Here is a 13,960-nt window from a genome sequence, read left to right as displayed (position 1 = left end):
AAGCCGTGAAGCGAAGCCTCAAGCAGATCCAGTACCGACCACACCTCGTCGACGGATGCCTCGCAGGAACCGGTCTGATCATGGACGACTGACCACGATCAACCCGACATCACCCAATCAAGTTCAGCAGCCATCCCGGTGCGCCAACAGCGTCCTCGGTCCTGAGCACCTGCCCATCTGGCAGGCCGAACGTTCCTCCTTGCTCAGGCTGCTGGACACACCCAAGATTCCCAAGAACCGGCGGGCCCTGCTCGGCGCGCAACTGCAGGATGTCGAGCTCATGATCAAGAGGGCAGACCAGTGACCGTGTCACCCAAGGCCGAGCAAGCGCTCCAGGAAGCCATGGAACGGCTCCTGTCGGGCAAGCCGAACCGAACCGACGGCGCACTCACCAAGAACAATCTCTGGCGCGAGGCCGGCATCAGCCGAGCCACCATGAACCGCGCAACCTCAGTCCTCGCCGAATGGGACAGGAGAGTCGACGAGAGCCCGGCCGGCGCCCTGGATCGACAGCGGCGCGAGGAACTCATGGAGGTTCGCAGCAAGCTCCGCAAAAGCCGCCAGGAATGCCGACTGCTCGAGGACCAGGTCGACGCTGCTGCCACCGTCATCGCGACTCTGCTGGCCGAGAACGCGGCATTCCGCGAACAACTGGCCAAGCGATCGGCCCTCGTCATCCCACTGCACCGCGCTCACGCCATCCGTGAATGACCTTCGAGCCCGCGCAGGTGAGGCTGTTCCGGTGACAGACCAACCGGACCGGCGAGCCCCACTCCGTTCCGAAGACCGGGCAGACAGACCCTGGCGGAATGGATGAGAGCTCGCCGACGGTGATCCTTCAACCGCCCCTAGATGTCATGCGTCCGCGGCCAGCCGATGAGATCCCTGACCAGGACAGTATGCCGGGGGGTCTTCAGTACTCCCTCAAGCTGGATGGGTTCCGCGCGCTCGCCTTCATCCTGGAGAGCGGAAGAGTGTTCTTGCAGTCGCGATCCGGGAGGGACCTCACCAGAGAGTTCCCGCAGGTTTCCGCATACCTGCAAGAGAATCTACCGCCTGGAATCGTCCTGGACGGGGAGCTCTGCGCCTACCGTGACGGGCGACTGACCTTCACTGATCTCCTTCGGTCCCGCGCCGATCGCGAGCGGTCGGGAATTCCGGTCTACTACATCGCCTTCGACATCCTCGCCGTCCCAGGGAAGGACGTCAGGGCTCTGCCCTTGGCAAAGAGGTGGGAGCTTCTCGGCGGAGCTCTGGTCGACGCCGAGCCCCCGCTTCAGCGTGTGCTGGCAACACTGGACGAAGAGACCGCGCGCCTCTGGTTTCGCGAGATGGGGGCCGTGGGCGTCGAAGGAATCGTGGCGAAGTCACTCAGTTCGACCTATCAGGCCGGAGAGACATGGGCTTGGAGAAAGATCAGGCACTCCGATACCCGAGACGGCAGGATCATCGGCGTATTCGGCCCGGTGGAGCGACCGCACGGCGTTCTCGTGGAGTTGTCCGACGGGCGAACGGTGAAGACCTCTCCACGCCTGACAGGGATGCAAGCACGACAAGTCGGGGAATCGGTACGCGGTCTCCTGGGCGCCCGGACAGAACATCCCGATCACGGGACCGTGACGGTGGTCATCGAGCCCGTCCTGGTTGAAGTCCGCGAGACGGTCGGTCGCCACGAGACAGCCAAGTTCGTGCGTGTCCGGTTCGATGGGTGAGGCGCCGGATGCCGAGCCCGACCCCCGTGCCCGAAGCGAGCGCGATAGGTTGTGGGCGACGAGAGAAGAGTTCCCATGGACTCGCGCATAACCCGGTTGCGGCGCAAGCTGGCCCAGATCCCGTTTCAGCCGCGCCGCAGCCACTCCTTCGGTGAAGAGCACCACGCGTTTCGACTCGGCCCACGCCTGAGCGAAGCGCAGGTCAGCGCATTCGAAGCTGAGCACCGCATCGACCTTCCGGATCCCTACCGGCAGTTCCTCACAAGTCTTGGCGCGACCGGAGCATCACCGTTCTACGGCTTCATCCCGCTGGAGAACTGCCGGCTGTTCACGATGGACCCTCGAGAGGCACCGGAGGCTCCCCGTGGCTTCACTCCAGCACATCGCGGCGAGCAGGAGCGTGACTTGTTCCTGCACATCATCGAGATGGGTTGCACGGACCTCTGCCTCATCGCCGTGACGGGCCCACTCACCGGACGCATCCTGACCGGGAATTCCGATGGCTTCTGGGGGCCGAACGTGTCCTCTGCCAAAGACTTCCTCGACTGGTATGAACGCTGGCTCGACCACATGGCGGTCGGCCAAGACAATCGCGCCCTGGAGCTGACGTCCCCCTGCCTCGCCGCGACTGCCCCGTGGGGCCCTCGCGTCACTGCGTCAAGACAGGCCACCGGGTCCGGAGCCGCCGTCGGTTCCGAAGCTCGCGACGGAACTGAGACCTTCGACAAATGATCGGAAGTCCACGGCAAGCTGCAGCTCAGAATCAAGGTCGGCATCGAGCCATATGACCGAGGGCTCCCCCCGCCTTCCACACTCCCGGTAGTCGAGTGCGATCCAATAGTGGCCGTCGCCGGAGATCAGCACAATCGGTGAGGGCAGGTCCCATTCCTCAACCAGGTACGGGGTGGCCAGCGCAGAGGCCGTCCGCTCTCGGGGACCGATTCCCATCAGTTCACCGAAAGGCACATGGTCCGCACTCCATGAAGTCGGCTGGAGGGTCGGAAAGGCGTTCCAGTCAGAGGACACCTTGCCAGCGTTCTGGACTCGCAAGAGATCGAGCAACGAGAAAGGAAGCGCCAGGCCGAGCGCCTGCTCGGCGTCCCTGACGACCTCGTCCGTCAGCGACGGCTGGACACCGTACGTTCCGCCGCTCCACAAGGCTGCCTTGACTTCGCTGAATCGCGCCACGGCCGGCATCCTACGAGCCGTCGCCGGACGGGACCGACTCGGGACACCGGCAAGTCGAACCTCCCCCAGAAAGGCGAGGCGTCCGCATGAGCTGACGGCGACACTGGAGGCGTGCTGATCATGGATGCCGTGCTGGAAACCTACGAAGCCGCCGACTTCGCTCTGTGGCCCATCGCCGACTCACCCCCAGACCGTCTCCTGGCCCTGTCCGGCCAGCTGTCGCCCCAAGAGGTCGGCACTGCCATGGCGATCCTCACCAACTACAACAAGGGGCATCGCGAGCGTGGAGCCCACGACCCCGTGGACGCCATGGAACAGGTCGGCCGACTGGCGACAGCGGAGTGCGTCATCGCTCCCGGGGGCCTGAGGATCCGGGACGCCGCCACCGGAGTTACCGGACCACCAGGATGCTGCTTCGGCATGGAGAACTGGCGGGACTGGCTTGATCTGATGAACGGCGAGGAGCCGTGGCTTGGGCACGACCCCGCACCACGCGTCGAGCATGTCGGGGAGATCGTCCGGCTGTGGCCCGATGCGGACCATCCGGAGGGGCTCCCCATCGACATACCTCGGGCTCAGCTGCAGGAACTCCTGGGCTCCGTTCAGGAGCGTCTCGTCGGTTTCCTGGATTCCGTCGAGCAGTGGGCTACCCACTACGTTCCGCCCCTCGCTGCTGCCGTGGTCGCGAAGCTCGACGAGGGCCTGGTCATCACCGCCCCGCTGCCAGAGTCCCAGGGCTGAGACGGGTGGGAGCCACCGCTATCGGGTGACATCTGGTGGTGCTTTCAAGGAGGCGGGAGTGTTCGCGGGTGTGATGGCATCAGCCAGGCCCAGGCGTGCGGCCCTGCGTTAACCAACGCTTCGCTGCCCCCTAGGCACCTCGCGTTTATGTCCCGGGAAGGCCAAACTCAAAGCCCGCGGGTAGCTGTTTCAGTTCGAATCCTTCCTGGAGTACAGCGACCGTGGACACAGTCAGCCGTCGACGCACCTCGGCGATGTCGGGATTGTTCTCAGCGTCAGTCAACTCACAGTATTCGCCCACGCAATTATTTCCCGGGATGCGTTCGGCCCGGATAAGCAAATCTGTTAGCGAGGTTCCGGTAGTAGGCTCCCGCTCTGCCCCTCGGTACTCGTTGTACTTAGCGGCGAAGAGGTAAGTCTTCTCTCTGGTGGCACCCGCAGGCCCATGCACTTCAGCCCAACGCCACTCGGACCGGGTTCCGCCGGCGGATACGTCAAAGAAGTGGGCAGAACCAACCAGATTTTCGAAAGGCTTCCCCAGGTTGCGTCCCATTTCCTCTCCCTCTGGCCGTTCCTCAGGCTTCGGAGGCTTTGGAATGAACTTATCCGTCTTTGCCGTCAGGGAGTATGCGACGACTGTACGACCCGAATCCGAGATGGCCTTGATGAGATAGTCATCGCCATCCCAGATGAATACATGCAACCCGTCCTCACTTTTCAAAACGCTCTCGTCCCTCACCTCTCCCAAAGTGTCTCGAAAGAACTCCTCGGACTTCCCAACATCGAGCTTCTGCGCCTTCTCTGCTGGAGTCGGTGGCCTATTCAAGATCGACTTGTCAAGCAGTTCCCATCCGATCTGAAGCCCGAGACCTAGAACTGCACCAACGAACAGACATGCCACTTCCCACGCAATCTGATTCTTGTCTCGGAAGGGGCCCGCCGTTCCGGCTCCTTCATGCTGCTCGCCAAGGCTCTGCGGGCCGCTCATGTCTGCACCCTCTGTAATCAGCTGTTGTGTCTCATTCACCCAAAGCATTGTTCAAGGGATGGTGTGCTTCTGCTTTGTCGGTGCCACCAGATCCGAGCGCAGCATCGCGTCAATGAAGCCCGTCACCGGCTCCAGCACGCTCTCGCGCGGCGGCGGCTTCTCCGCTTCGCCGGCACCGGACACGCCGCCTTCGCCACCGTGTTCCGCGACACCCGATACCGCTGGGCCGGCAACGACCCGACAACGCCGGATCGAGCCGCTTGCCCCGGCGGCTCCACTCAAAGATCCACTCACGTGACCTGTGCGCACCGGTCCAGGTCTCCTGACAAGACCGTGATCAACAAGCACAGGTTGAACGGCCAAACAGCCCAAAGGGCTCATTACGCCAACAGCGGCATGTCATACACCATCACACCGGGTGGCTCCCAAACTCACCGCCCAAACCAGTGGCTCCCCAAATCCCCGTCGTACCGGCTCTCCTGCAACCCGCTAGAAACAGACGGGCGCCCGTCCCCGCGCTGACGCCCATCGTGTGTCTCATGAGACACATCGAAGTCTGGAGAACGACGGTCACCGCCTCGTCGTCATCCGCACCGCCGACGGGGTGGCCCTGCAGGCCCGCTCCGGCCGGATCGTCACCGCGGCCTTCCCCGACCTGGCGGCGGCTGCGCACCAGCTGCCCGCCGGGACGGTGCTCGACGGGGAGGTGGTGGTCTGGCACGCGGGCCGCACCGACTTCGCGCTCGTACAGCGCCGGGCCGCCGCCGCCTCGGCCGCGCGGGCCGCCGTGCTGGCCCAGACGCTGCCGGCCTCGTACGCGGCCTTCGACGTACTGGAACTGGCCGGACTGGACCTGCGCGCCCGTCCCTACGAACGCCGGCGCGCCCTCCTCGTAGACCTCCTCCTGCCCCTGGGCCCGCCGCTCCAGCCGGTCCCGATGACCACGGACCCGGAGCTGGCGGAGACCTGGTACGAGACCCTGCCCGCCAGCGGCATCGAGGGCCTGGTCGTCAAACGGCTGGACCAGCCCTACCCCGCCGGCCGGCGGGGCTGGCAAAAGCTCCGCCACACCAACGTCCGCGACGCGGCGGTGGTCGGCTACACGGGCACCGCCGCCCGCCCGCTTGCCCTCGTCCTGGTCCTGCCGGTCGGGGACGAGACCCCGCTGGTGTCGAGCCCGCTGACGGCGGCGCTGCGCGCCGAGGTGGCGGCGGCGGTGGCCGGGCGCACCCCGCGCACCTCTCAGGGCGCCACCATCACGGCCATCGGCCTGGGCGAGGTCCCCTTCCACCCCCTGGACCCGCCCCTGACGGCCGAGGTCCGGCACGCCTCGACCCGCCACCCGCCCCCGGAGGTGCTGCGCCTGCGCACAGACCTCTGACCCGCGGCGCGGTTCGCCACGGGTCAGCGGGTCGGCTACTGGATCGGCGGGACCGATCGTCCTCGGCGGATCAGTCGTCCATGCGGATCAGTCGTGCGCACCCCGCCCCGAGTTGGGCGGAGATCCGGGCTGCGGGTGCGGGCCCGGCCCTTCGACGTGCCTGTGGCCCGATTCCCGCCGGGCCCGGACCTCCTCCGGATGGAGTGAGGTGGTGGAGCCGAAGTTTCCGTAGCCCTGCATCTCGTGCGGGCGCAGCCCGCTCTCGGGGAACTCCACGTAGTCCCGTTCCTCGCGCACCTCGTGCACGGCACCGCCCTCGGGCAGGTGCGGCTGGCTCTCGGGAGTGGGGGGTGCGGGTTCCTGTGCCCGGACCCGCTTGCCCAGCATGAAACCGCCGAGCAGGAAGCCGACCACGATGAGCCCGACGACCAGGAACCACGCGATGTTGGTCAGTGTTCTGTCCACCGCGAGGAAGATCAGAGTCGTGTCCATACAACCTATTTTCCCGCATCAGCGACTTTTCCACCCCATGGCCGCCGGTGCGGTGGGGTGTCATGCGATGCGGAGGTCGGATCGGCTCAGCCCTTGAGCGGTCCGTCCGCGTCCCGCACGCCACGCACCTCGCGCCCCCCGAGCACCGCCAGGATCTCCGCACAGATGGCAAGCGCCGTCTCCGCCGGGGTCTGCCCGCCCAGATCCAGCCCGATCGGCCCGTGCACCGTCCGCAGCCGCTCCTCGCTCACCCCCGCCGCGAGCAGTCCCTCGCGGCGCCGCGCGGTGGTCTTGCGGGAGCCGAGCGCGCCGACGTACGGAATCCCGAGCGCGAGCGCGGTGCGCAGCGTCGGCACGTCGAAGTCCGGATCATGGCTCAGCATGGCCAGGCAAGCAGCGTCCCTCCGCGCGTCGAGCAGCTTCTCCGCCTCTCCGACGGACGCGACGACACTCACCTCCCACCCGAGTAGCCGGGCCTGCGCCTCGATGACCTCGGCCAGCTCCCCGCCCCCGCCGATCACCACGTACGGAGCCGAGGGGTACGCCTCCACGAGCACCAGTCCGGAGCCCGCGTACAGCGCGTCCCGACCGGGCCGCCGCGTCCGCAGCAGCTCGCCGGCCCGCCGCTCGGCGTCACCGGAAGGCTGGTCGGCCCCCCGCACCACGACACTGACGGCCTGATTCGCCCGCTCGTTGAGCTGGGTCACCAGCGCGACGCCGACCCCCTGCCCGAGCAGCTCCCACCACTCGGCGGGAATCGCGCCGAGCGGCTGCAACAGCACCTCGGCCTGCCCGCCACACGTCAGCTTGGCCTCGACAGCTTCCCCGGCCCCCACGGAAACCTCACACACCCGGGCGGTCACCCCGGCCCCCATGGCCGCGGCCTCCGCGACGAGCTCGGCGTCGAACACCCCCCGGTACAGGGCCCCGACGCACTCCCCGCGCGCATCCACGAGCACGGCCCCGGCCGGATCCCGCGGCCCGAACCCCTGCTCGGTCACGGGCCGGGCCAGGAACCCGACCCGCCCCTCGGCCACCCACTGCCGCGCCGTCTCCACCAAGTCACGCATCCGCGCCGCCCCATCCTCACCGTCAGAGCACGCCACAAAGCCCCAGACCAGCAACCCAAAGTGGCCTCACCTCCAACCTACGCACGCGCACCCCCGCCCCCCACCCCCCAAAACCCACAGACCCACCCCCAGGTCCTTCGTACGGACCACCGGAACGAGAGGGTGCCGAGAGCCCGGGAGCACGAGAAGAGGACGGCCCGTTCACCAGGCGAAGCGCCTCGACGACCAACGGGAGGCGACCGGGGGCGGTTTGCCCGACACGGCGGCCGACTGCACATACGCGAAGACCCCGTTCTCAGCGAACTCGCTGATGGCGGGGTCTTGGGCACTTCCTGCGAAGTGCCCCCGGCAGGATTCGAACCTGCGCACACGGCTCCGGAGGCCGTTGCTCTATCCCCTGAGCTACGGGGGCGCTGTCGCTGGTGTTGCGGCGACGGGTTGAACACTACCAGCTTCCGGACGGTGATCAGGAACGGATTGACGGGGAGGGGGACGTGGGTCGCCCGGAGGGGGTGGAAGTGGCAAAAACCCGGACGCGGGGGCCGGGGCGGACCTACTCTCGAGTTGTGTCGGGCGCCTCGGGCCGGGTGCTTGTTGTCGACGACAACAAGGTCATCCGGCAGCTGATCAAGGTCAATCTCGAGCTGGAGGGCTTCGAGGTCGTGACCGCGAACGATGGTGCCGAGTGCCTGGACGTTGTTCATCACGTGCTCCCCGATGTGATCACCCTTGATGTGGTCATGCCCCGCCTGGACGGGTTCGGGGCTGCCGCGCAGTTGCGGGCCGACCCGAGGACGCGGCACCTGCCCGTTGCGATCGTGAGTGCCTGTACGCAGAACGAGGTCGAGGCCGGGATCGCCGCCGGCGTGGACGCCTTCCTCGCCAAGCCCTTCGAGCCCGCGGAGCTGGTGCGGGTCGTGCACCGGCTCATCGAGCGCCGCGACCGGAGGGAGAGGAAGGGTGCTCCCGCCGGTAGGGGGAGGGGATGACCCCTTCCCCTCAGGACCTTCCGGTCCTTCCGGCTCTTCCGGCCCCTTCTTCGGGGCCCGCTGTTCACATGGCGAAACCCTTCGCATGACGTGGGGGCTTCTCGCCTAGGCTGGTCACGTGACCCCCGTTGACCTCTCCCGTTCCGTCGTGCGCGCCCTGCGCCGCGCCGTCGAGGACGGGGAGCTGCCCGCGGGTGTGGTCGTACCCGAGCGGGTCGTCGTCGAGCGGACCCGGCCCGGGGGAGTGGGGGACTACGCCTCGCCCGTCGCGTTCGGGGTGGCGAAGGGTGCCGGGGTCGCGCCCCGTGGAGTGGCCGAGGTGCTGGCTCCGCGGCTGGCGGGCCTGCCCGGGATCGAGCGCGTGGAGATCACCGGCGCCGGGTTCCTGAACTTCGTACTCGCAGAGAGTTCCGTTGGGGAGCTGGTACGGGGCATTCGGGCTGGTGGGGAGCTGTACGGCTTCGCCCCCGAGGGGCGCCGGACCCCCGCGACCCCCGGGCTCGTCGACGCCTCCGGCGCGGCCCTGCGCGAGCGTGTGGTGCACGCGGCCGTGCAGCGGATCGTGCGCAGTCAGGGGGTGGGGGGAGAGCGTGCCGCCGCCCCCCGCATCGCCCCCGTGGCCAAGCGGGACGGGGACGTCCGCTCCCGCTACGGGGCCGACGCCGCCGCCTGGGCGATGCTCTGCGTCCCCGGGCACGAGACCCCCGTGTTTCCCGCGTGGCTGCTCGTCCAGGACGAGTCGAGCGAGTTCTTCCGGGTGCGGTACGCCCATGACCGGGTGCGGGCACTGACCCGCAATGCCGGGCAGTTGGGGTTCCGAGCCGAGCCCGGTGAGCCCGGGGAGCCGGGAGAGGCGCACGGCGCCGACGTCCTGCTCGGTGCTCTTCTCGACCATCCCCTCGTGCTCGAAGCCGCCGCGCACCACCGTGCGCCCGAGCGGCTCGTCCGGCAGCTCGTCGTGATCGCCGACGCCCTGCTCGACTTCCAGTACCACGTCCTGCCCAAGGGGGACGAGAAACCCTCGGCCGCCCACCGTGCCCGGCTGGCCCTTGCCGAAGCCGCCGGGACGGTGCTGGCCGGCGGCCTGGCCCTGCTCGGCATAGACGTGCCCGACCACCACCTGTGATGCCGCGAACCGCATGTGATCGGATGGGATCCGATGTGATTCGCCTGCGTTCCGGATGATTTGCGAAGAGAGAATGTCGAGATGAGCCGTTCCGCACACCCCGCCGGGCCCCGCCACGCCGACGTCATGCCCGAGGGCCACTACTCCCCGCCGCCCGCCGACCTCAACGCGCTCGACGAGAAGATCTGGGCGCGCACGGTCAGCCGCAACGCCGAGGGAGTCGTCACCGTCGGCGGCATCGAAGTGACCCGTCTCGCCGAGGAGTTCGGTACGCCCGCCTACTTCCTCGACGAGGAGGACTTCCGGGCGCGCTGCCGTGCCTGGGCGCACGCCTTCGGGCCGGACGCCGATGTCTTCTACGCGGGCAAGGCGTTCCTCTCCAAGGCCGTCGTGAAGTGGCTCAAGGAGGAGGGGCTCAACCTCGACGTGTGCTCTGGAGGGGAGTTGGCCACCGCGCTCGCCGCCGGGATGCCTGCCGGGCGGATCGCCTTCCACGGCAACAACAAGTCCACCTCGGAGATCACCCGCGCCATCGAGGCCGGCGTCGGCCGGATCGTGCTCGACTCCTTCCAGGAGATCGCCCGCGTCGCGCACACCGCCCGCGAGCTCGGCGTGCGCCAGCCGGTGCAGATCCGCGTCACCGTGGGCGTCGAGGCGCACACCCACGAGTTCATCGCCACCGCGCACGAGGACCAGAAGTTCGGGATCGCCGTCGCCGACGGGTCGGCCGCCGAGGCCGTACGGCGCGCCCTGGGCCACGACAGCCTGGAGCTGCTCGGCGTCCACTCCCACATCGGCTCGCAGATCTTCGACATGGCCGGCTTCGAGGTCTCCGCCAAGCGCGTCGTGCGGCTCCTCGCCGCGGTGCGCGACGAGCACGGGGTGGAGCTGCCCGAGATCGACCTCGGCGGCGGGCTGGGCATCGCCTACACCTCCGCCGACGACCCGCGCGAGCCGCACGAGATCGCGAAGGCCCTGCACGAGATCGTCGCCCGCGAGTGCGAGGCGGCCGGTCTGCGCGCCCCGCGGATCTCGGTCGAACCCGGACGGGCGATCGTGGGGCCGACGGCCTTCACCCTTTACGAGGTCGGGACGATCAAGCCGCTGGAGGGTCTGCGGACGTACGTCTCCGTCGACGGCGGGATGTCCGACAACATCCGGACGGCCCTCTACGACGCCGAGTACACGGTCACCCTGGTCTCCCGGACCTCCGACGCCGAGCCCATGCTCGTGCGCGTCGTGGGCAAGCACTGCGAGAGCGGCGACATCGTGGTCAAGGACGCGTTCCTGCCCGCCGACCTGGCCCCCGGGGACCTCCTCGCGGTCCCGGCCACCGGCGCGTACTGCCGCTCGATGGCGAGCAACTACAACCACGTGCTCCGCCCGCCCGTCGTCGCCGTGCGCGACGGCCAGGGGCGTGTCATCGTCCGCCGGGAGACGGAGGAGGATCTCCTGCGTCTCGACCTCGGCTGATACGCATTCTTCTGGGGGACGCCCCCCGGACCCCGGAATAGGTGTCTCACTCAATGGACCGAGGGTGGAAACTGTTGTCCATTGAGTGAGACTGGTTCACACCTGGGGTGCAAACCGCGCAACAGGTACTGATGTGAAGATCGAAAGGCGTAGGTCGAATGATGCGTACGCGTCCGCTGAAGGTGGCGCTGCTGGGCTGTGGAGTGGTCGGCTCGGAAGTTGCCCGCATCATGACGACGCACGCCGACGATCTGACGGCCAGGATCGGCGCGCCCGTCGAGCTCGCGGGCGTCGCCGTGCGCCGCCCCTCCAAGGTGCGCGAGGGCATCGACCCGGCCCTGGTCACCACCGATGCGACCGCGCTGCTCAAACGCGGCGACATCGACGTCGCGATCGAGGTCATCGGCGGCATCGAGCCGGCCCGCACCCTGATCACCACCGCCTTCGAGCACGGCATCTCGGTCGTCTCGGCGAACAAGGCGCTGCTCGCCCAGGACGGCGCCGCGCTGCACGCCGCCGCCGAGGCGGCCGGGCTGGACCTGTACTACGAGGCCGCCGTCGCCGGCGCCATCCCGCTGGTCCGCCCCATGCGCGAGTCCCTCGCGGGCGACAAGATCAACCGGGTGATGGGCATCGTCAACGGCACGACGAACTTCATCCTCGACAAGATGGACTCCACCGGCGCCGGGTACCAGGAGGCCCTCGACGAGGCCACCGCCCTCGGGTACGCCGAGGCCGACCCCACCGCCGACGTGGAGGGCTACGACGCCGCCGCCAAGGCCGCGATCCTGGCCGGAATCGCCTTCCACACCCGGGTCCGCCTCGACGACGTCTACCGCGAGGGCATGACCGAGGTCAGCGCCGCCGACTTCGCGTCCGCCAAGCGCATGGGCTGCACCATCAAGCTCCTCGCCATCCTGGAGCGCGCCGCCGACGGCGAGTCCGTCACCGCCCGCGTCCACCCGGCGATGATCCCGCTGACCCACCCGCTCGCCTCCGTCCGCGAGGCGTACAACGCGGTGTTCGTCGAGGCGGAGGCCGCCGGCCGGCTCATGTTCTACGGTCCGGGCGCGGGCGGCGCGCCGACCGCGTCCGCGGTCCTCGGCGACCTCGTCGCCGTCTGCCGCAACAAGCTCGCCGAGGCAAAGGGGCCGGGCGAGTCGGCGTACACCCAGCTGCCGGTCAGCCCCATGGGGGACGTCGTCACCCGCTACCACATCAGCCTCGATGTGGCGGACAAGCCGGGCGTCCTCGCCCAGGTGGCGACCACCTTCGCGGAGCACGGTGTCTCCATCGACACCGTCCGCCAGCAGGGTAAGGACGGCGAGGCCTCCCTCGTCGTCGTCACTCACCGTGCGCCCGACGCCGCCCTCTCCGGGACCGTCGAGGCGCTGCGGAAGCTGGACACCGTCCGCGGTGTCGCCAGCATCATGCGCGTTGAAGGGGAGTAAGGACCCATGAGCAGCAATCGCACCCACCAGTGGCGCGGCATCATCGAGGAGTACCGGGACCGCCTGCCGGTCACGGCCACGACTCCGGTGGTCACGCTCCGCGAGGGCGGCACTCCCCTCGTCCCCGCCCAGGTGCTCTCCGAGCGCACCGGCTGCGAGGTACACCTCAAGGTCGAGGGGGCCAACCCCACCGGGTCCTTCAAGGACCGCGGCATGACCATGGCGATCACCAAGGCCAAGGAGGACGGCGCCAAGGCCGTCATCTGCGCCTCCACGGGCAACACGTCGGCCTCCGCCGCCGCCTACGCGGTGCGCGCCGGGATGGTCTGCGCCGTCCTCGTGCCCCGCGGCAAGATCGCGCTGGGCAAGATGGGCCAGGCCCTGATCCACGGCGCCAAGATCCTTCAGGTCGACGGAAACTTCGACGACTGTCTGGATCTGGCCCGCGCGCTGTCCGACAACTACCCGGTGGCGCTGGTCAATTCCGTCAACCCGGTACGCATCGAGGGCCAGAAGACGGCGGCCTTCGAGATCGTGGACGCGCTCGGCGACGCCCCCGACATCCACGTGCTGCCCGTCGGCAACGCCGGCAACATCACCGCGTACTGGAAGGGCTTCAAGGAGTACAAGGCCGATGGCCTGGCCTCCCGTACGCCCCGCGTGTGGGGTTTCCAGGCCTCCGGTTCCGCGCCGATCGTGCGCGGCGAGATCGTCAAGGAGCCGCACACCATCGCCACCGCGATCCGCATCGGCAACCCGGCCTCGTGGGACTACGCCCTGCAGGCCCGGGACGAGTCGGGCGGTTTCATCGACGAGGTGACGGACCGCCAGATCCTGTCCGCCTACCGCCTGTTGGCCGCTCAGGAGGGCGTCTTCGTCGAGCCCGCCTCGGCCGCGTCGGTGGCCGGTCTGCTCAAGGCCGTCGAGCTCGGTCTGGTCGACCCCGGCCAGAAGATCGTGTGCACCGTGACCGGCAACGGCCTGAAGGACCCCGACTGGGCGGTCGCCGGCGCTCCGCAGCCGATCACCATTCCGGTCGACGCGGAGGCCGCCGCCATCCGCCTCGGTCTCGTCTGACCGGGAGCAGCGGGCCGTCCCGGAAGTACGGTCGGCCGTAGCTCCCAGTGGTACCGCAGTAACCGAGTTGCCGGATTTTCCGGAAGTCTCTCGAAGGCTGAGGAATCCGGCAACTCGGGCCGTACGGCACAAAAAACGGCGGAAACCCGGTATGAAACCGGCCGGATCCGGCCGGAGCCCACGACACGCATCGTGCGCCTGCTGTGCGCCCTATGTCGGAGAAGAACCTTCCTTCGATAGGCTGTACTTACATCCGCCGCCGCGCATATGTC

15 protein-coding genes and 1 tRNA gene are annotated in these 13,960 nt (G+C 68.3%); 10 read left to right on the top strand and 6 right to left on the bottom strand.

All coding sequences use genetic code 11. The features are described from left to right. Positions 1-306: 306 nt before the first annotated feature. The 3 genes from AC061S_RS24815 to AC061S_RS24805 all read left to right on the top strand — a co-directional run bounded on the left by AC061S_RS24815 (position 307) and on the right by AC061S_RS24805 (position 2,444). Complete coding sequence (locus tag AC061S_RS24815; RefSeq protein WP_478688101.1) at positions 307-711, top strand: hypothetical protein; 405 nt, start codon at positions 307-309, stop codon at positions 709-711. A gap of 98 nt (positions 712-809) precedes the next feature. Then, positions 810-1,712: an ATP-dependent DNA ligase gene (locus tag AC061S_RS24810; RefSeq protein WP_478688100.1), complete on the top strand. Its 903-nt coding sequence runs from the start codon at positions 810-812 to the stop codon at positions 1,710-1,712. A 75-nt stretch (positions 1,713-1,787) separates the two neighbouring features. Further along, positions 1,788-2,444 (top strand): SMI1/KNR4 family protein, encoded by a 657-nt coding sequence (locus AC061S_RS24805; protein WP_478688099.1) that lies wholly within the window; start codon positions 1,788-1,790, stop codon positions 2,442-2,444. On the opposite strand, the gene AC061S_RS24800 is transcribed toward AC061S_RS24805, so the two are convergent. Beyond that, positions 2,370-2,900, bottom strand: coding sequence for an SMI1/KNR4 family protein (locus tag AC061S_RS24800; RefSeq protein WP_478688098.1), 531 nt, complete (start codon positions 2,898-2,900; stop codon positions 2,370-2,372). The genes AC061S_RS24805 and AC061S_RS24800 overlap by 75 nt on opposite strands. Before the next feature lie 120 nt (positions 2,901-3,020). Between AC061S_RS24800 and AC061S_RS24795 the strand changes: the two genes are divergently transcribed. After that, positions 3,021-3,641 carry a hypothetical protein gene (locus tag AC061S_RS24795; protein ID WP_478688105.1) on the top strand — a complete coding sequence of 207 codons (621 nt, stop codon included), beginning with the start codon at positions 3,021-3,023 and terminating at the stop codon, positions 3,639-3,641. A 145-nt stretch (positions 3,642-3,786) separates the two neighbouring features. Here AC061S_RS24795 and AC061S_RS24790 read toward each other — a convergent pair whose 3' ends face one another. Both AC061S_RS24790 and AC061S_RS24785 read right to left on the bottom strand, forming a co-directional pair. Next, positions 3,787-4,668 carry a hypothetical protein gene (locus AC061S_RS24790; RefSeq protein WP_478688097.1) on the bottom strand — a complete coding sequence of 294 codons (882 nt, stop codon included), beginning with the start codon at positions 4,666-4,668 and terminating at the stop codon, positions 3,787-3,789. A 12-nt stretch (positions 4,669-4,680) separates the two neighbouring features. Beyond that, a complete protein-coding gene (locus AC061S_RS24785; protein ID WP_478688096.1) occupies positions 4,681-4,812 on the bottom strand; it encodes a hypothetical protein in 132 nt (43 codons plus the stop codon). Positions 4,813-5,161: 349 nt separating this feature from the next. Between AC061S_RS24785 and AC061S_RS24780 the strand changes: the two genes are divergently transcribed. After that, positions 5,162-6,010: an ATP-dependent DNA ligase gene (locus AC061S_RS24780; protein ID WP_478688095.1), complete on the top strand. Its 849-nt coding sequence runs from the start codon at positions 5,162-5,164 to the stop codon at positions 6,008-6,010. 87 nt (positions 6,011-6,097) lie between these two features. Here AC061S_RS24780 and AC061S_RS24775 read toward each other — a convergent pair whose 3' ends face one another. From AC061S_RS24775 to AC061S_RS24765, 3 genes are all read right to left on the bottom strand, one after another. Next, positions 6,098-6,502, bottom strand: coding sequence for a DUF6479 family protein (locus AC061S_RS24775; protein WP_478688094.1), 405 nt, complete (start codon positions 6,500-6,502; stop codon positions 6,098-6,100). An 86-nt stretch (positions 6,503-6,588) separates the two neighbouring features. After that, complete coding sequence (locus tag AC061S_RS24770; protein ID WP_478688093.1) at positions 6,589-7,572, bottom strand: XdhC family protein; 984 nt, start codon at positions 7,570-7,572, stop codon at positions 6,589-6,591. A gap of 340 nt (positions 7,573-7,912) precedes the next feature. Next, a tRNA-Arg gene (locus tag AC061S_RS24765) sits at positions 7,913-7,984 on the bottom strand. Between the two features lie 106 nt (positions 7,985-8,090). Between AC061S_RS24765 and AC061S_RS24760 the strand changes: the two genes are divergently transcribed. From AC061S_RS24760 to thrC, 5 genes are all read left to right on the top strand, one after another. Then, a complete protein-coding gene (locus tag AC061S_RS24760; RefSeq protein ID WP_374323434.1) occupies positions 8,091-8,561 on the top strand; it encodes a response regulator in 471 nt (156 codons plus the stop codon). Positions 8,562-8,679: 118 nt separating this feature from the next. Next, positions 8,680-9,687 carry an ArgS-related anticodon-binding protein NrtL gene (nrtL, locus tag AC061S_RS24755; RefSeq protein WP_478688092.1) on the top strand — a complete coding sequence of 336 codons (1,008 nt, stop codon included), beginning with the start codon at positions 8,680-8,682 and terminating at the stop codon, positions 9,685-9,687. Between the two features lie 81 nt (positions 9,688-9,768). Beyond that, entirely contained in the window at positions 9,769-11,160 is a 1,392-nt protein-coding gene (gene lysA, locus AC061S_RS24750; protein ID WP_478688091.1) for a diaminopimelate decarboxylase, read from the top strand. Between the two features lie 161 nt (positions 11,161-11,321). Continuing rightward, positions 11,322-12,611, top strand: a complete 1,290-nt coding sequence (locus tag AC061S_RS24745) for a homoserine dehydrogenase (RefSeq protein WP_266912707.1) — start codon at positions 11,322-11,324, stop codon at positions 12,609-12,611. A 6-nt stretch (positions 12,612-12,617) separates the two neighbouring features. After that, the gene (gene thrC, locus AC061S_RS24740) at positions 12,618-13,688 is read left to right on the top strand and encodes a threonine synthase (protein WP_478688090.1); all 1,071 of its coding nucleotides are present in this window, start codon (positions 12,618-12,620) and stop codon (positions 13,686-13,688) included. Positions 13,689-13,960 lie beyond the last annotated feature (272 nt).

It is taken from the genome of Streptomyces sp. CA189, assembly GCF_056428985.1.
The sequence above is the reverse complement of the archived record's forward strand: the minus strand, read 5'-3'. Positions and strand labels throughout refer to the sequence as shown.

What these genes read in the sequence shown, in the direction of transcription:
- AC061S_RS24810 (WP_478688100.1), top strand. Translation starts at nt 810, where the DNA reads ATGGATGAGAGCTCGCCGACGGTGATCCTTCAACCGCCCCTAGATGTC.
- AC061S_RS24805 (WP_478688099.1), top strand. Translation starts at nt 1,788, where the DNA reads ATGGACTCGCGCATAACCCGGTTGCGGCGCAAGCTGGCCCAGATCCCG.
- AC061S_RS24795 (WP_478688105.1), top strand. Translation starts at nt 3,021, where the DNA reads ATGGATGCCGTGCTGGAAACCTACGAAGCCGCCGACTTCGCTCTGTGG.
- AC061S_RS24775 (WP_478688094.1), bottom strand. Translation starts at nt 6,502, where the DNA reads ATGGACACGACTCTGATCTTCCTCGCGGTGGACAGAACACTGACCAAC.
- AC061S_RS24770 (WP_478688093.1), bottom strand. Translation starts at nt 7,572, where the DNA reads ATGCGTGACTTGGTGGAGACGGCGCGGCAGTGGGTGGCCGAGGGGCGG.
- lysA (WP_478688091.1), top strand. Translation starts at nt 9,769, where the DNA reads ATGAGCCGTTCCGCACACCCCGCCGGGCCCCGCCACGCCGACGTCATG.
- AC061S_RS24745 (WP_266912707.1), top strand. Translation starts at nt 11,322, where the DNA reads ATGCGTACGCGTCCGCTGAAGGTGGCGCTGCTGGGCTGTGGAGTGGTC.
- thrC (WP_478688090.1), top strand. Translation starts at nt 12,618, where the DNA reads ATGAGCAGCAATCGCACCCACCAGTGGCGCGGCATCATCGAGGAGTAC.